The 16,155-nt window shown below is 68.6% G+C and carries 11 protein-coding genes; 6 read left to right on the plus strand and 5 right to left on the minus strand.

The window, feature by feature from the left end; translation table 11 throughout:
- Positions 1-188: 188 nt before the first annotated feature.
- Positions 189-1,706: a Do family serine endopeptidase gene (locus ACO227_RS01450; RefSeq protein WP_423604687.1), complete on the plus strand. Its 1,518-nt coding sequence runs from the start codon at positions 189-191 to the stop codon at positions 1,704-1,706.
- Between the two features lie 73 nt (positions 1,707-1,779).
- On the plus strand, positions 1,780-3,444 hold the full coding sequence (locus ACO227_RS01455; RefSeq protein ID WP_423604689.1) for a helicase HerA-like domain-containing protein: 1,665 nt from the start codon (positions 1,780-1,782) through the stop codon (positions 3,442-3,444).
- Positions 3,445-3,757: 313 nt separating this feature from the next.
- Here the strand turns inward: ACO227_RS01455 and ACO227_RS01460 are convergent, their stop codons facing one another.
- The 3 genes from ACO227_RS01460 to queF all read right to left on the minus strand — a co-directional run bounded on the left by ACO227_RS01460 (position 3,758) and on the right by queF (position 7,945).
- Positions 3,758-5,038, minus strand: coding sequence for a glycoside hydrolase family 130 protein (locus tag ACO227_RS01460; protein WP_423604691.1), 1,281 nt, complete (start codon positions 5,036-5,038; stop codon positions 3,758-3,760).
- Positions 5,039-5,076: 38 nt separating this feature from the next.
- The gene (locus ACO227_RS01465; protein ID WP_423604693.1) at positions 5,077-7,356 is read right to left on the minus strand and encodes a glycosyltransferase; all 2,280 of its coding nucleotides are present in this window, start codon (positions 7,354-7,356) and stop codon (positions 5,077-5,079) included.
- 142 nt (positions 7,357-7,498) lie between these two features.
- Positions 7,499-7,945: a preQ(1) synthase gene (gene queF / locus ACO227_RS01470; protein ID WP_423607425.1), complete on the minus strand. Its 447-nt coding sequence runs from the start codon at positions 7,943-7,945 to the stop codon at positions 7,499-7,501.
- A gap of 71 nt (positions 7,946-8,016) precedes the next feature.
- On the opposite strand from queF, the gene sseA reads away from it, so the two are divergent.
- From sseA to ACO227_RS01490, 4 genes are all read left to right on the plus strand, one after another.
- The gene (gene sseA, locus ACO227_RS01475) at positions 8,017-8,853 is read left to right on the plus strand and encodes a 3-mercaptopyruvate sulfurtransferase (protein ID WP_423604695.1); all 837 of its coding nucleotides are present in this window, start codon (positions 8,017-8,019) and stop codon (positions 8,851-8,853) included.
- Positions 8,808-10,043 (plus strand): cystathionine beta-lyase, encoded by a 1,236-nt coding sequence (gene metC / locus ACO227_RS01480; RefSeq protein ID WP_423604696.1) that lies wholly within the window; start codon positions 8,808-8,810, stop codon positions 10,041-10,043. Before sseA ends, metC begins: the two co-directional genes overlap by 46 nt.
- Positions 10,044-10,262: 219 nt before the next feature.
- On the plus strand, positions 10,263-11,372 hold the full coding sequence (locus ACO227_RS01485) for a mechanosensitive ion channel family protein (RefSeq protein ID WP_423604697.1): 1,110 nt from the start codon (positions 10,263-10,265) through the stop codon (positions 11,370-11,372).
- 5 nt (positions 11,373-11,377) lie between these two features.
- A complete protein-coding gene (locus ACO227_RS01490; RefSeq protein ID WP_423604698.1) occupies positions 11,378-12,511 on the plus strand; it encodes a GNAT family N-acetyltransferase in 1,134 nt (377 codons plus the stop codon).
- On the opposite strand, the gene ACO227_RS01495 is transcribed toward ACO227_RS01490, so the two are convergent.
- A complete protein-coding gene (locus tag ACO227_RS01495) occupies positions 12,508-14,208 on the minus strand; it encodes a hypothetical protein (protein ID WP_423604700.1) in 1,701 nt (566 codons plus the stop codon). The two genes, ACO227_RS01490 and ACO227_RS01495, sit on opposite strands and share 4 nt — an antisense overlap.
- Before the next feature lie 86 nt (positions 14,209-14,294).
- Positions 14,295-16,067: a hypothetical protein gene (locus ACO227_RS01500; RefSeq protein ID WP_423604701.1), complete on the minus strand. Its 1,773-nt coding sequence runs from the start codon at positions 16,065-16,067 to the stop codon at positions 14,295-14,297.
- Between the last annotated feature and the right edge of the window lie 88 nt (positions 16,068-16,155).

Below are 16,155 nucleotides of genomic sequence, written 5' to 3' on the forward strand. Positions count from 1 at the left end.
CGGCTACCCCTCCACCAGCTTCCGCCCTGTGCTGAAAATAGAATGGTTGGCCCGCCACGGACCCCCACGCCTTTCGGTTCGTTCATATTCAATCGCCGTTCAGCTACTCTAGGCGAGTAACACGCATGACTGACCTCCATCCCGGCAAAGGCCCGATGACCCCAAACAAGCTCAAAGGAACCTCTCCCGTGCGTTACGCATATGCGATCACCTCGGCGCTCCTGATCGGCGGCGCGAGTGCGGCGCTCATCATGCAGAACCCGGCCGGCGCGCAGACCGCGCAGAACGAGCCCGGCGCGATCCAGGCCGGCGCACCGCGCGCCGGCGCGCCGATGAGCTTCGCCGACATGGTGTCGAAGCTCCAGCCCGCGGTGGTCAACATCTCGACCACGCAGCGCGTGACGGTGCAGACCGCGAACCCGTTCCAGGGCACGCCGTTCGGCGACCTGTTCGGCGGCCAGCAGGGCGGCCGTCCGGTGACGCGCCCCGCCGAGTCGCTCGGCTCGGGCTTCCTCATCTCCGCCGACGGCTATATCGTCACCAACAACCACGTGATCTCGGCCGGCAGCCGCACCGCGGTGGTCGAGTCGATCAAGGTGACGCTCGCCGACCGCCGCGAATTCACCGCCAAGCTGATCGGCCGCGATCCGATCTCCGACCTCGCCGTGCTCAAGATCGAAGGGTCGAACCTTCCCTTCGTGCGCATGGGCGATTCGGAGCGCGCGCGCGTCGGCGACTGGGTGGTCGCGATCGGCAGCCCCTATGGCCTCGGCGGCTCGGTCACGGCCGGCATCATCTCGGCGGTGCACCGCCAGACCGTCGGCGGCGCGTTCGACCGCTTCATCCAGACCGATGCCTCGATCAACCGCGGCAATTCGGGCGGCCCGCTGTTCGACCTCAACGGCAACGTGATCGGCATCAACTCGCAGATCCTGTCGCCGACCGGCGGCAATGTCGGCATCGGCCTCGCCATTCCCTCGACCGAGGCGCGCCCGATCCTCGACCGCCTGATGAAGGGCGAGACGATCCAGCGCGGCTATCTCGGCGTGCAGATCCAGCCCTGGACCGACGACCTCATCAAGTCGTTCGGCGTGAAGAAGGGCCAGGGCGAGCTGATCGCCTCGGTCGTGCCGGGCGGCGCCGCCGCCAAGGCGGGCATCCGCCAGGGCGACGTGATCACCAAGGTCAATGGTCAGGACGTGACACCCGACCAGACGCTGTCCTTCCTCTCGGCCAACCTGCGTCCGGGCGTCGCGGTGCCGATCGAGCTGGTGCGCGACGGCAGGACCATGACCGTGCGCATGACGCCGGAGACGCGCCCGTCCGAGGAGGAGCTCGCCGGCTTCGATCCCGATGCCGACGGCAACACCCCGGATGACGGCGATCAGGGGCAGGCGCAGACCGGCGCCGCATCGGTCGGCATCAGCGTCACCGCGCTGACCGCCCAGATCGCCCGCAGTGTCGGCGTCGATCCGGCGACCAAGGGCGTCGTCGTGCTCGGCGTCGATCCGGCGAGCGACGCGGCGGCGAAGCAGATCGCCCGCGGCCTCGTCATCACCTCGGTCAACCGCGCCCCGGTGACCACGCCGGCGGAGTTCAACAGCGCGATCAGCCGCGCCAAGAACGCCAGGGCCGATCAGGTGCTGCTCTACGTCATGCGTCGTGGCGGCCTCGGCGGCTATGTCGCGGTCGATCTGGCCAACTGATTTCGCCGATTTTCGGCTGACCTGAGCTTGGTTTCCCCGTTATGCTGCGCCTCCGAAACAAGAGGAGCGCGGCATGACGGGTGAGACGGAGCTGTTCATCGGAGCCGCTGCAGGCGGGGCGCAGCGCCAGGCGCTCGTGCTCAAGCGCGCCAACCGCCACGGCCTGATCGCGGGCGCGACCGGCACCGGCAAGACCGTCACGCTCCAGGGCCTCGCCGAAAGCTTCAGCCGCGCCGGTGTCCCCGTCTTCGCCGCCGACGTGAAGGGCGACCTCTCCGGCATGGGCATGGCCGGCTCGGCCACCGCCAAGCCGCACGAAGCCTTCGCCGCGCGCGCCGCCGAGATCGGCGACAGCGACTGGAAATACGCCCCCGCCCCGGTCCAGTTCTGGGACCTGTTCGGCGAGCAGGGCCACCCCGTCCGCACCACCGTCTCGGAGATGGGCCCGCTGCTCCTCGCCCGCCTGATGGGCCTCAACGAGGTGCAGGAGGGCGTGCTCGCCATCGCCTTCCAGGTCGCCGACGACGACGGGCTGCTCCTGCTCGACCTCGACGACCTCCAGTCGATGCTGGTCCATTGCGCCGAGCGCGCCGACGAGCTCACCGCCAAGTACGGCAACGTCGCCAAGACCAGCGTCGGCGCGATCCAGCGCCAGCTGCTCCAGCTGCGCAGCGAGGGCGGCGCCAATTTTTTTGGCGAGCCCGCGCTCGACATCAACGACTTCATCAAGCTCGACGACAACGGCCATGGCGTGGTCAACATCCTCGCCGCCGACAAGCTCATGGCCTCGCCGCGGCTCTACGCCACCTTCCTCCTCTGGCTGCTCTCGGAGCTGTTCGAGACCCTCCCCGAGGTCGGCGACCCCGACAAGCCCAAGCTCGTCTTCTTCTTCGACGAGGCGCATCTGCTGTTCGAAGAGGCGCCCAAGGCGCTGCTCGACAAGGTCGAGCAGGTCGTCCGCCTGATCCGCTCGAAGGGCGTCGGCGTCTATTTCGTCACGCAGAACCCGATCGACATCCCCGAGGACGTCGCCGGCCAGCTCGGCAACCGAGTCCAGCACGCGCTGCGCGCCTTCACCCCGCGCGAGCAGAAGGCGATCAAGTCAGCCGCCGAGACCTTTCGCGCCAATCCAGGCGTCAATGTCGAGACCGCGATCACCGAATTGAAGGTCGGCGAGGCCTTGGTCTCGCTGCTGATGGCCGACGGCGCCCCCTCCCCGGTCGAGCGCACGCTGATCAAGCCGCCCTGCTCGCGCGTCGGCCCGGTCACGCCCGAGGAGCGCAAGGTGCTGATCGACACCGACATCGTCGGCAGCAAGTACGACACGCTGGTCGACCGCGAATCCGCCGAGGAGCTGCTCGCCGCCAAGGGCGCCGAAGCCGCCGCCGCGGCGGCCGAGGCCAGGGCCGCGACCGAGGCCGAGAAGGCCGCCGCCGCCAAGGCCAAGGAGGACGCGCGCCTCGCCAAGGAAGCCGAGCGCCAGCGCCTGGCGGCCCAGCGCGAGGCCGACCGCCAGGCCCGGATCGAGGCACAGGCCCAGCGTCAGGCCGAGCGCGAGGCGGCGAACAACCCGTGGAACCGCGCGATGAAGTCCGCCACCCAGTCCGCCACCTCCGCCGCCGGCCGCGCGGTCGCGGGCGAGGTGTCCAAGGCGATCTTCGGCAAGAAGTCGGGCGTCGGCGCCAGCGTCGTCGGCGGCATCGTCCGCGGGATATTGGGCGGCCTGTTCAAGGGCTAGCCGGCGCGATTCGCCTATCGTCACCCCGGCCTTGAGCCGGGGCCGGGCTTCTTCCCCCGGTCGCGGCGTCACGTCAGCGACTCGCTCTGGACATCGCCGTCGTCGTGCGATGGCACCTTGTCGACATTCTCACCGCGACGGAGAATGTCCGAAGGGCGTGGAAGCCAACATCGTCTACGACATGTTCTCCATTCGCCTCCCGCTGCGCCCCGTTTTCGGCTGGCCGGGCCCGGGGCGAAACCACGCATTTCCGCCACTGCCGCGGCTCCACGTGGAACCCATCTGGTTGTAAAATGACCACAAAAGGAACCAGTTACATCACCTCAAGCAGCGACTTGATCGAAACGAACGCGAACGCGACCGAGCTGTCGGCGACGCCATAGGGGATGAAGATCCTGTCCCCGTGCCGGATCGCCCCGCACGAATAGACGACGTTGGGCACATAGCCCTCGCGGTCCTGGTCCGCCGCGGCCAGGATCGGCTCCTTCGTGCGCCCGATCACCTTCGAGGGATCGTCCTTGTCGAGCAGCGCCGCGCCGATCGAATATTTGCGCATCGCGCCGACGCCGTGAGTCAGCATCAGCCAGCCCTCGTCGAGCTCGATCGGCGGGCCGCAATTGCCCATCTGCACCAGCTCCCACGGGTGCATCGGCTTGATCAGCTTCACGCCCTCGTCCCAATGGGTCAGCCTGTCGGAGGCGATCAGGTAGATGTTCTCGCCGTCCTGCCGCCCGATCATCATGTACTGGCCGCCGATCTTGCGCGGGAACAGGCCCATGCCCTTGTTGCGCGCGGCGCTCCCGGTCATCGGCACCAGGTCGAACTCGCGCCAGTCGCGCGTGCGCAGCATCTCCGACTGGATCACCGATCCGTTATAGGCGGTATAGGTGCCGAGCCATTCGTGGCTGCCGTCGTCATGCTCGAAGCGGACCAGGCGCATGTCCTCGAGCCCGTTGGACTGCGCCTTGGTGATCGGGAACAGCAAGGTGCCCGACAAGGTCGAGTCGCGGTGGCGATAGACCACGACCGGCCCCTCGGGTGCCTCCAGCTCGTCGCCGATCGCATCGGCCGCGGTCGCGAAGGGCGGTTCGGGAGCGAGGGTCAGCTCGTTCCGGTCGGTGATGATCCCCTCGCGGAACGCGACCGACGAGATATGCCCTTCCCCCACCGCGCGCAGCGACATGAGGATGCGCAAGCTGCCCTTGGGCATGCCCGACTGGTCGTGATGCGGTACCGCGCTCGGGTTCATCAGCGCCGCGGCGGCATAGCTGTACTCGTGGCAGAAATAGGCGCCGATCAGCTGGCGCTTCTCGTCCCCGATCACGCTGCCGTCGAGCCCCAGCTGCGCCTCGATATCGTCATAGCGGGTCATGAACACGCGGCGCGTCTGCCAGTGCCGCGCCTCGAAGTCCTTGAGCACAGCCTCGAGCTGCGCGCGGGCTTCCCCGGGCGACATGTCGAGCACCGCGCGCACCAGCCGTTCGGTCCGGCTCGGCGTGGTGCCATTGGCTTGCCAGGCGATGTGGAATGGCCGCACCACCACCCGCGAGGGGTCCGCTCGCAGCCGCAGCGGATGTTGAAACAGGTCGAGCATTCGCCCCCCGGACACGAACCCGCCGTCGAGCGCTACAATTAAGCGACGGCTCGTTGCGGTCCTGCCACGATTTCCGCGCGTTTTGAAAGGGCCGAAATCGCACAATTCGCCAGTTGGAGCGCCAGGATCGATTCGGCGCCCTGGTTGCGGTTGAGGCCGCTCGGTGTCAGGCCGTCGAAACAGCCGCCGTCGCGCGCCGTCGCCAGCGGCAGACCGAGGTCGTTCTGGCCGAGATACCAGCGATAGGCGCGCATCGCCTCGTCGGCCCAGCGCTGCGCCCCGGTCGCGCGGAATGCGGCGAGGCACGCATCGATCGTCGCCTGCGCCTCCAGCGGCTGCTGGTCGAAGGGCAGCGGGTCGGCATAGGGGCGGCCGAAGCTGTCGGTGCCGACCGCGCGGAAGCCGCCGTCGGGCGCGGTCTGCCGCGCCACGATCCACTCGAGCGTCTTGAGCCCGCAGGTGAGGAAATCCTTGCGGCCGAGCGCCGCGCCGGCGCGGATCAGCGCCTCGGGCATGCGGGCATTGTCATAGGCCAGGACGATCTCGAACCACTCCCATTCGGGCCGGCGCGCTTCGTCGAGCAAGGTCATCAGCTCCCCTCCGAACCGGTCGAGGATCCTGTGCGACAGGCTATGGCCCGGATGCGCCTCCAGCATCGCGGCGGCGCCCAGCATCGCGAAGGAGAGCGCGCGCGGGCTGCCGAACTCGAAGCTCATCGCCGCGGTCTCGGCGAACAACGCCCGCGCCCAGTCGCGATATTTGGGGTCGCGCGCCTCGGACGCGGTGACGCCGAGCGCCCAAAGCGTCCGCCCGTTCGAATCCTCCGACCCGGCGTCCTCGCACCATTTGCGGTCGAAGGTCATGAAGTTGCGGAAGCGGCCCTTGTCCGGATTCCAGGCGAACTGCACGAACGCGGCGAAGACGCTGGTCCAGCGGTCGCGCGTATGTTCGGCGAGCGGATCGATCCGGTGCATCAGGATCAGCGCGCGCGCATTGTCGTCGATGCAATAGCCGTGGCGCCGGTCGGGCACGGCAAAGATCGAATGCTGGAACATGCCGGTGGCGTCGCTCATCCGCTCGATCGCGCGGAAATCGGGGGCGAGCGGCTCGAACGTGGGTGCGGGCGCAACGGCGGCGAGGCGCTTCGGCTGCTCGCGCAACGCCGCCCCGATCTGCGCGACCGCCGCTTCGGCGAGGCGCGGCCAGATCATCGTGCGCCCGCGGGCATAGGCACGCAGCGCGAGCGATTCGCGACGCTCGTCATCGTCGAGCAGCGCATTGATCGCTTCGGCGAACGCGCCGCTGTCGCCGAACGGCACGAGCACGCCGTGATCGTCGTCGAGGATCTCGGTCGCATGGACATAGGGGGTCGAGACCACCGGCTTGCCCACGCTCACCGCATAGGAAAGCGTCCCCGAGGTGATCTGCGCCGGGTTCGGATAGGGCGTCGCGTAGATATCGGCGGCCTGGAGATAGTCGAGCAGCTCGCCCTGCTCGACGAACGCGTCGACGAACGCGACGTGGCGCTCGATGCCCAGGCTGGCGGCAAGCGCCTGCAGCCGCTCGCGATAGGCCTCGCCCTCGCGCTCGACCAGCGTGGGATGGGTCGCGCCGAGCACGACGTAGAGTGCGTCGGGATGCTGCTGGGCCACCGCGGGCATCGCCGCGATCAGTGTCTCGATCCCCTTGCTCGGCGCGAGCAGGCCGAAGGTCAGGATCACCTGGCGCCCCTCCCAGCCGAAGCGCGCCTTGAACGCCGCGGGATCGGCCAGCGGCCGGTCGGGCACGCCGTGCGGGATCATCGCGAGCTTGCGCTCGTCCACGCCGTGCACTCGGCGCAGGATCTCCCGGCCCTTGTCGGCCATCACGATCACCCGCCCGGCGCGGCGCAGCAGCGCGTCCATCACCCGGCGCTCGTCTTCGCTCGGCGCTTCGAGCACGGTGTGGAGCGTCACGATCACCGGCAGCGTCGTGCGCTCGAGCAGCGCGATCAGGTGCTCGCCCGCCGCGCCGCCATAGATGCCGTATTCGTGCTGGACCCAGATCGCCTGCGCGCCCGACGCCTCGATCATCCGCGCGGCGCCGAGATAGGCCGACCGCTCATGCTGCGCGATCGATCCGGTGACCTGCGGGGGGTAGGTGTAGCGGCCCGGATGATCGTCCATCGCCCACACATCGACTCGCATCTCGGGAAAGCGCGCCTTGAGCGCATCATAGGTATCGGCGGTATAGGTCGCGATGCCGCACTTGCGCGGAAGGAAGTTGCCGATCAGCGCGATATGATCGATCCGAGTTGGCAGGTTCTCGCCTCGCGCCATCCCAAAACTCCTTTCGCGTGAATAACATAGATAAAGCGGCGTGGCCGCTCCTCGGTCTCCCTAACGTCGTGATTTCAATATGGTTGCATTAATGCTGCGATGCAACATCCCGACTCGGCGATAAGCCGCATTAATCGGGCGTTCAGCCGCGTCCGCGGTAGCCCGGAATATCCTGCGCCGGGATCCAAACGCCCTCCGGCGGCGCGCCGGATTGCCAGAACACGTCGATCGGAATGCCGCCGCGCGGGTACCAATAGCCGCCGATGCGCAGCCATTTGGGCTTCATCTCGTCGAACAGGCGCTGGCCGATGCCGACGGTGCAATCCTCATGGAAGGCGCCATGGTTGCGGAAGCTGCCGAGGAACAGCTTCAGCGACTTGGATTCGACGATCGTCTCGCCCGGCACATAGTCGATCACCAAGTGCGCGAAATCGGGTGCGCCGGTGATCGGGCAGAGCGAGGTGAATTCGGGCGCGGCGAAGCGCACGCAGTAATCGCTGCCCGCGCGCGGGTTGGGGACATAGTCGAGCACCGCCTCGTCGGGGGATGCCGGAAGCGCGCTCTGCTGGCCGAGATGCTTGGGAGTCATGCGCGCCATTTAGGGGCTCGCGAGCCATCTGGAAACTCGACGCGGCATCGGGCCGGGATTACGAAGGTGGAATGGACGCGCTGGTCACCACCGAATGGCTCGCGGGCGAGCTTCACGCCCCCGATCTCCGTACTCTCGACGCCACTTGGTTCCTCCCTGCGGACGGACGCAACGCTGCCGCCGAGTTCGAGGCCGGACACATTCCCGGCGCGGCCTTCTTCGACATCAGCGCGATCTCCGACCGGACGAGCCCGCTGCCAACGATGCTGCCGACGGCGGAGCAGTTCGCCGCGCAGGTCGGCGCGCTCGGCGTCGGCGATGGCGACCGCATCGTGCTCTACGACGATTCCCCGCACCACACCGCGGCGCGCGCGTGGTGGATGTTCCGCAGCTTCGGGATCGCCGCGTCGCTGCTCGACGGCGGCCTGGCGAAATGGCAGGCCGAAGGACGCGCCCTGGAGCAGGGGCCGGTAAGGGCCGTACCCCGCACGCTGACCGCCCGGTTCGATGCGACCGGCGTGCGCACGATCGGTCAGGTGAAGGCCATTCTGGCCAGCCACGCCGAGCAGCTCGTCGACGCCCGCTCGACCTCGCGCTTCAACGGCAGCGATCCCGAACCCCGCCCCGGCGTGGTCCCCGGCCATATTCCCGGCAGCGCGAACATCCCGCAGGGCGAGTTCTTCAACCCCGACGGCACCTGGAAGCACCTCGCGACGCTGCGCGCCTTGTTCGAGGCGGAGGGGATCGAGGTCGAGCGGCCGGTGGTCACCACCTGCGGATCGGGCATCACCGCGGCGGTCCCAGCCTTCGCGCTCCACCTGCTCGGGCATCCCGCCGCGCTCTACGACGGCAGCTGGACCGAATGGGGCGCCGACCCGGCCACCCCCAAGGCGACGGGGGCGGCGTGAGCGGTTCGGACAGCAGGAAGGGGGACGGCACCCGCGTCGTCGGCGCCGGGCGGCGCAAGGAGTGGACCCAGGGCATCGTCAACCCGCCGGTATGGCGCGCCTCGACCATCCTCTACGACAATGTCGCCGAGCTGCGCGCCAATGCCGGCCGCGACACGCATCACCGCCTGTTCTACGGCCGCCGCGGCACCCCGACTCAGTGGAGCCTGGCCGATGCGCTGACCGAGCTCGAGCCCGGCGCGGCGGCGACCTTCCTCTACCCCTCGGGCGTCGCCGCGGTCTCCGCCGCTTTGCTCTCGGTCCTCTCGCCCGGCGACGAGCTGCTGCTCGCCGACAGCGTCTATGATCCGACGCGCAGCTTCGCGACGGGGTTCCTCAAGCGTTTTGGGGTCACCACGCGCTTCTACGATCCGATGATCGGCGGCGGCATCGCCGAGCTGATCGGCGACAAGACCCGCGCGATCTTCATGGAGACGCCCGGCAGCCTGACCTTCGAGGTGCAGGACGTGCCCGCGATCGTCGCCGCGGCCAAGGCGCGCGGGGTCGTCACCCTGCTCGACAACACCTGGGCGACGCCATTGCTGTTCCCGGCGATCGAGAAGGGCATCGATCTCTCGATCCTCGCCTGCACCAAGTATGTCGCCGGCCATTCGGACGTGATGCTGGGATCGGTCACCGCGACGCCCGACCATTGGCACCAGCTCCGCGCCACCAGCTTCCAGCTTGGCCAGACCGCCAGCCCCGACGACGCCTGGCTGGGCTCGCGTGGGTTGCGCACGATGGCGCTGCGCTTGAAACATCATGGCGAGGTGGCGCTGGAAGTGGCGCGCTGGCTGGAGACGCGGCCCGAGGTGGCGCGCGTGCTCCACCCCGCCCTGCCCTCCTGCCCGGGCCACGAATATTTCGCGCGCGACTTCAAGGGAGCGGCCGGCCTGTTCACCTTCATCCTGCGCGGCGGGAACGAGGCGGCGCGGGCGGCGCTGATCGACGGGCTCGAGCTGTTCGGCATCGGTTACAGCTGGGGCGGGTTCGAGAGCCTCGCGATCCCGGTCGACCCCGAACGCATCCGCACCGTGGTGCCGTGGCAGGCGGAGGGTCCCGCGGTCCGGCTCCAGATCGGCCTCGAGGACCCGGCCGACCTCATCGCCGATCTCGCTGCCGGGCTCGACCGCTTCCGGGCGGCGCAATGACCGAGGCGGCGCTGATCCCGCCCGCGCTCGCCCACTGGCTCGCCGCGATCGGGATCCAGGTGCCGAACTCGTGCCGAGCTGATCGAGGGCGCGTTCGCCGGCGGCCTCGCCATCCTCGCGCTCGCCGCCGGCTGGCTGGCGGGCCGCAAGCTCGGCCCGACGTTCGCTGACCTCTGGCAACGGCATGTCGGCTCGCATGTCGAGGGCCTCGCGCATCGCATGCACATTATCGTGCGGCATGGCGGCGCCGCGCTGCTGCTCGCGATCCTCGCCAATGCCGCGCCCTGGGGCGGGTTCGCCGCGCTGCTGCTCGGCATCGCGCTCGGCGCCGCAACGGGGATGTTCACGCTGGCCTTCCTGCGCGGCCTCCACACCCCGCGCTGGATCGCCTGGATCACCGCCTTGGTGGTGTTCGTCGCCATCCTCAGTCACGCGATCGGCGGATTCAACGTCATCACCACCACGCTCGACCGGATCGGTGTCGATATCGGCTCGCGCCGCCTCTCGCTGCTCGCGCTCGTCACCGTCCTGGTCACCGCCGTGGCGCTCTATGCCGGGGCGCGCCTCGCCAACCGCGTGATCGGCCATTCGATCGGACAGGCGCGCGGCTTCGATCCGGCGCAGAAGCTGCTGTTCCAGAAGATCGCGAGCATCGTCGTCGTGGTCGTCGCCTTCTTCTTCGGCATCGACCTGCTCGGGATCGACCTGACGAGCTTCGCGGTGTTCTCGGGCGCGTTCGGCCTCGCGGTCGGCTTCGGCCTGCAGAAGACGATCGGCAATCTGATCGCGGGGATCATCCTGCTGATGGACCGCTCGATCAAGCCGGGCGACGTGATCGTGGTCGGCGACAGCTTCGGCTGGGTCAACAAGATCGGCGTGCGCGCGGTCAGCGTGATCACGCGCGACGGCAAGGAGCATCTGATTCCCAACGAGAATCTGATGACTCAGGAGGTCGAGAACTGGTCCTTCTCCGACCGCAACGTGCGCGTCCGCATTCCCGTCGGGGTCGGCTATGAGACCGACCTCAAGCTCGCGCAGAAACTCATGCTTCAGGCCGCGGTGGACAGCCCGCGCGTGCTCACCAGCCCCAAGCCCAATGTCTGGCTCACCAGCTTCGGCGACTATGCCGTGGAGCACGAGATCCTCGCCTGGATCAGCGATCCCGAGGGCGGCGTGGGCAATGTGAAGAGCGACGTGCTCAACCGCCTGTGGGACTTGTTCAAGGCCAACGGCATCGAGATTCCGATGCCGCGGCGCGAGATCATGGTGAAAAGCTGGCCCGCCGATGACGGCCGGGCGGTTCAACTCGCGCCCGATACGCCTAAATAGGGCATGTGTCCGCGCCCGTTACCGCCCGCATCGCCGAAGGAGTCGCGTCGATCCCGGCGGCGCATTGGGACGCCTGCGCGGGCGATGCGAACCCGTTCGTGTCGCATGCCTTCCTGTCTGCGCTCGAACGCTCGGGCTCGGCGACGGCGGAGACCGGCTGGCAGCCGCTGCCGATCGTGATCCACGGGCCATGCGGCACCCCCGCCGCGATCGCTCCTACCTATGCCAAGTCGCACAGCCAGGGCGAGTATGTCTTCGACCATGGCTGGGCCGAAGCCTGGGAGCGCGCGGGCGGGCGCTATTATCCCAAGCTCCAGGTCGCGGTGCCCTTCACCCCCGTCCCCGGCCCGCGCCTGCTCCTGCGCGATCCGGCGCTGGCCCCGGCGCTGATCGCGGGGATCGAGGCGGTGGCCGACCAGCATCGCCTGTCGTCCGCGCACGTCACTTTTCTCGACGAAGCGCAGCTGCCGCTGTTCGAGGAGGCGGATTGGCTGATCCGCGCCGGCACGCAGTTCCATTGGCACAATGACGGATATGCGCGCTTCGACGACTTCCTCGCCGCGCTCGCCTCGCGCAAGCGCAAGGCGATCCGCAAGGAGCGCGAGCGTGCCCGGGAAGGCCTGACCTTCCGCCACCTGACCGGCAAGGAGATCACCGAGGCGCATTGGGACGCCTTCTGGACCTTCTACCAGGACACCGGCGCCCGCAAATGGGGCCGCCCCTATCTCACTCGCGTCTTCTTCTCGATGCTGGGCGAAGCGATCGGCGACAGGCTGCTGCTGATGTTCGCCGAGCGCGACGGACGCCCGATCGCCGGCGCGCTCAATCTGATCGGCGGCGATGCGCTCTATGGCCGCTACTGGGGCTGCACGGAGGACGTGCCCTTCCTCCATTTCGAGCTTTGCTATTATCAGGCGATCGAGGCCGCGATCATGCGCGGCCTGCCGCGCGTCGAGGCCGGCGCGCAGGGCGAGCACAAGCTCGCGCGCGGCTATGTGCCCGTCACCACCTGGTCGGCGCATTATCTGCCCGATCCGAACTTCCGCCGCGCCGTCGCCGACTATCTCGAACGCGAGCGCGCCGCGGTGGCGCACGAGCAGGAATTCCTCGGCGAGCTGACGCCCTTCCGCCGCGGCTAGACCTTCTTCTGCGCCCGCTCCCAGGCCTCCAGCTGCTTTTCCTTGTCGCGTCTGAGGAAGTCGCGGACCTTCTCGATCTGGCTGTGATAGGGCCCGAGATCGATCGGGTTGAGCACCGCCGCGGGGGTGCCGTGATCGATCTTGAACAGCACGCTGTTGCCGTCGCGCCAGACCGGGATCAGCCCCGCCTCGAGCCGCTTGTCATAGGGCGGCGGGCTGATCACCCAGAGATAATCATAGGCATGGCGCGGAAACCGGGCCAGGCTCACCGCCACCGGCCGCCACCATTCGCGCGGGCATTTGGTGTCGGTGACGATCTGCGAAGGATCGTGGCTGAAGCCCCGCGCCTGCTTGTAGCGCACCGTCAGCAGCTGCCCGCCGGCCATCGACCACTGGTCGTTGGTATAGGCGAGCCGCCGCACCATCGCCATGCCCGGCAGGTGCTGCAGGCGCGTCATCGTCCATTCGTTGTAGCAGGTCTCGCCGACGAAGCTCAGCAGCTTGGCGCCGACCGGAACGTGCTCGAGCGCCTTGAGCTCGCGGTCATAGGCCCTGTCGTAGAGCACGTAGCTCCACGTCGTGGCGCCCATGCGGACGAGGAAGAAGGCGAGGCCCGCGACCGCGAGCACGTTCGCCCCGCGCATCGTCATGCCCGGCTTGGGCCGGAGCGCGATCACCGCGATCGCGAGCATATAGGGGGCGAGGCGCATATCGGCATAGGCCGAGCCGAACACGATGCGCGGCAGCAGGATGAACACCGCGATCAGGAACAGCGCGGAGATGCCGAGGTGGCGCGAATAGCCGACATTGGGATCGCGCACGCCCTTGAACAGGATCAGGTAGAGCACGCCGAGGCAGGCGATGTCGAACAGCTGCCAGCGGTCGCGCAGCACCATCAGCATCCACCAGGTCTTGGCGCGCCAGTTGAACCAGTCGCCGGTCTGGCCGCCGACGTGCCCGCCGGTGCGCCACGCCAGCATCAGCAGCGCCGGCGGCGCGAGGACGAGGCAATGGATCCCCGCCCAGATCCACGGCACCACCCAGCGCCGCACGAAATCGGCGTGCCACGGGCCGGTGCGCGGCCCGCGCTTGTCGTGCTGACGGATCAGCTCGGCGGCGAAGCACAGCACGCCGAGCGTGCCCCAGCCGAAGGTGTGGGTCACCCAGATGATCAGGCCGATTGGCACGAACAGGATCGCGCGCAGCCGGATCCTGCCCAGCCGCGCGAGCCGCAGCCACAGCGCGAAGGCGTTGAGCGCGAGCGCCATCGACAGCGAGAAGTTCGCGAAGCCGAAATGGAAGGCGTAGTTGTAGGCGAGCGGCAGCGCGAACAAGGCGGTGGCGGGAATCCGCCCATGCACCTCGCGAGCGATCCACAGCAGGCCGGTGACGGTGAGCACCGGAATGGTGATGATGATCAGCTTGACCGCCAGTTCGAGCCCGAAGATCGGCTCCAGCGGGATGATCAGCAGGTCGAGCCCGAGATTGCCGATCAGGCTCCACTCGAACCGGTACCAGTCGTTGAGCCACGGCACATCGCCATGGGAGAGCTGGACGCGATAGCGCGCCATGTGGCCGGGCAGGTCGACCATCGGCGGGATATCCGGCCACAGCAACGGCACCGCCGCGGCGATCGCCGCGAACAGCACGAACCAGCGCGTCTGCCACCAGCGCGGCGTATCCAGGCCCCCTTGCATCGGGCGCACTTACTGCGGCCTGCGCCCCGGCGGCAAGCGGATTGGCATGCGGTCCGCCGTATTGCAGGCCGGATCGGACTGGAGAATCAGCGAACGCGGTAGAATTTGAGCCCGGTGTCGCGCAGCGGCAACGGCTCCAGCCAGGCCGGCCTGTCGCCCCGGATCAGGCGTGCGGCGAGGCTGTCGGGATAGGCGTTGGCCAAGTCGAGCTCGACGAAATCGCGCGGGCAGATCGCGACATAGTCGGTCCCCCATCGCGCGCCGATCCGCCGCGCCTCATCCGGATCGGCCAGGAAGAAATCGTACATCGCCCGGTTGCCGCGATTGTTGCGGTGATAGCCGGCCGCGACGGAACCGTGGTGAGTGCTGCCGATGATGTACGCGGCGCGGTCCATCGGCGCCATCACCGTTCCCGCGGGATAGCGATCGAGCTGTTGCCAGACGTCGCCCGCGTTGCAGCCGCGATGGACCAGGAACGACGCGCGGATCTGCGGCGCCAGCATCCGGTCGATCCGTTCGGGCACGATCAGATAGACCATCCCGGCCGAGGCGAGCCACGCGCCCGCCACTGCGAGGCCGCGCCAGCGCGGCGCCTGGCGGGCGGCCAGGATCAGCTGCGCGAGCAGTGGCGCCGCGACCGCGCTGCCGAGATAGGCGCCACGCACCTGGAACAGGGTCACTGCCGCGCTGACCGCCAGCACCGCGACCAGCGGCAGCGCCGCCCGGCGCCGCAGGGGGCGCGTGGCGAGGAACCAGCCGGCGACGAGCAATGCCGCCGCCATCAGCCCGCCCGAGGGGAAGCCGACGCTCAAGAAACGATGCTCGAACATCCCCTGCGCCTCGACGACGTTGTCCATGAAGGCGCTGCGCACGAACGGGTCCATCGGGCCATAGGGGCCAGTCAGGCAGACGGGATAGCGAAGCAGGGCGAAGGCGAGCACGGCGGCTCCCGCCGCGCCGGCAAGTCCCAGCCGTGTCTTCCAGCCCGGCAGCTTCGGCGAGAGGAACCCGAGCGCGATCCACGCCCCCGCCGCCGCCAGCGTCGCGCTCGACGAGGCGGGGGTGAAGGCGTCGCACCATTCCGCCGTCCAATAGGTCGGCCGCGCGAACAGCAGCAGGAGCAAGGTCACGCCGCCCGTCGCCGCGCCCGCCGCGATCAGCCGGTTGCGCTCGGCCTCCCCGCGCCAGATCCATTGCCCGCACAGCACCGCGATCACCGCGGCGACATAGGGCGCGGTCTCGAGCCCGATGCCGAGGCTGAACGCGATGCAGATTCCGGCCCCCACGCCGTTCGCCGGCGTGGGACGGCGCATCAGCGCGAGGACCGCGCCGAGGATCAGTACGATCTGCAATGCGTGGTGGTCGATCCGGCCGGGCAGGAACAGCGAATTGGCGGGATAGGCGAGCGCCGCGACGACGATCGCGACCAATGCCGCGGACGCGCCGCCCAGCCGCCGCGCGATCCGGCCCGAGAGGAAGAGATAGGCGGCGAACAGCAGCGCCGGATAGAGGATCACCGCCAGCAGCTCGGCGCCGTGCGCGCCCAGGAACGGCCGCGCGGCGAGGATGATCGCGGCGATGCCGACATCGTTGATCCGCGACCAGTGCATCGGCGCGCCCTCGGGCGGCGCCAGCCGATACTGGGTCCAGTCGTTGAACGCCTGCCCCGCCACCAGGTCGCGCACCTGGGCGAGCCGCATCATGTCGTCGTTGTCGGGCAAATTGAGCTGCCCGACCTGCGGCCAGTCGTTGATCGTCCAGCACAGGCTCAGGAACAGTGCGAGCAGCAGCGCGACGATCGCATCCCGGCGGCGAGCGGCCGTTCGATGAAGGGGATCGTCACTCGTTCCGATGCGCATCGGCGCTCCTGCCAGGCCATAGCCGGTCTAGGGCAGCTTCCCCCCGGCGCTGAGGCCGGAATAACGGGCAATGGTTAACCCTCTTTTG

The organism is Sphingomonas sp. MS122, from assembly GCF_049532975.1.
Taxonomy (GTDB): domain Bacteria; phylum Pseudomonadota; class Alphaproteobacteria; order Sphingomonadales; family Sphingomonadaceae; genus Sphingomonas.

What these genes read in the sequence shown, in the direction of transcription:
- ACO227_RS01455 (WP_423604689.1), top strand. Translation starts at nt 1,780, where the DNA reads ATGACGGGTGAGACGGAGCTGTTCATCGGAGCCGCTGCAGGCGGGGCG.
- ACO227_RS01460 (WP_423604691.1), bottom strand. Translation starts at nt 5,038, where the DNA reads ATGCTCGACCTGTTTCAACATCCGCTGCGGCTGCGAGCGGACCCCTCG.
- ACO227_RS01465 (WP_423604693.1), bottom strand. Translation starts at nt 7,356, where the DNA reads ATGGCGCGAGGCGAGAACCTGCCAACTCGGATCGATCATATCGCGCTG.
- queF (WP_423607425.1), bottom strand. Translation starts at nt 7,945, where the DNA reads ATGACTCCCAAGCATCTCGGCCAGCAGAGCGCGCTTCCGGCATCCCCC.
- sseA (WP_423604695.1), top strand. Translation starts at nt 8,017, where the DNA reads ATGGACGCGCTGGTCACCACCGAATGGCTCGCGGGCGAGCTTCACGCC.
- metC (WP_423604696.1), top strand. Translation starts at nt 8,808, where the DNA reads ATGGGGCGCCGACCCGGCCACCCCCAAGGCGACGGGGGCGGCGTGAGC.
- ACO227_RS01485 (WP_423604697.1), top strand. Translation starts at nt 10,263, where the DNA reads ATGCACATTATCGTGCGGCATGGCGGCGCCGCGCTGCTGCTCGCGATC.
- ACO227_RS01495 (WP_423604700.1), bottom strand. Translation starts at nt 14,208, where the DNA reads ATGCAAGGGGGCCTGGATACGCCGCGCTGGTGGCAGACGCGCTGGTTC.
- ACO227_RS01500 (WP_423604701.1), bottom strand. Translation starts at nt 16,067, where the DNA reads ATGCGCATCGGAACGAGTGACGATCCCCTTCATCGAACGGCCGCTCGC.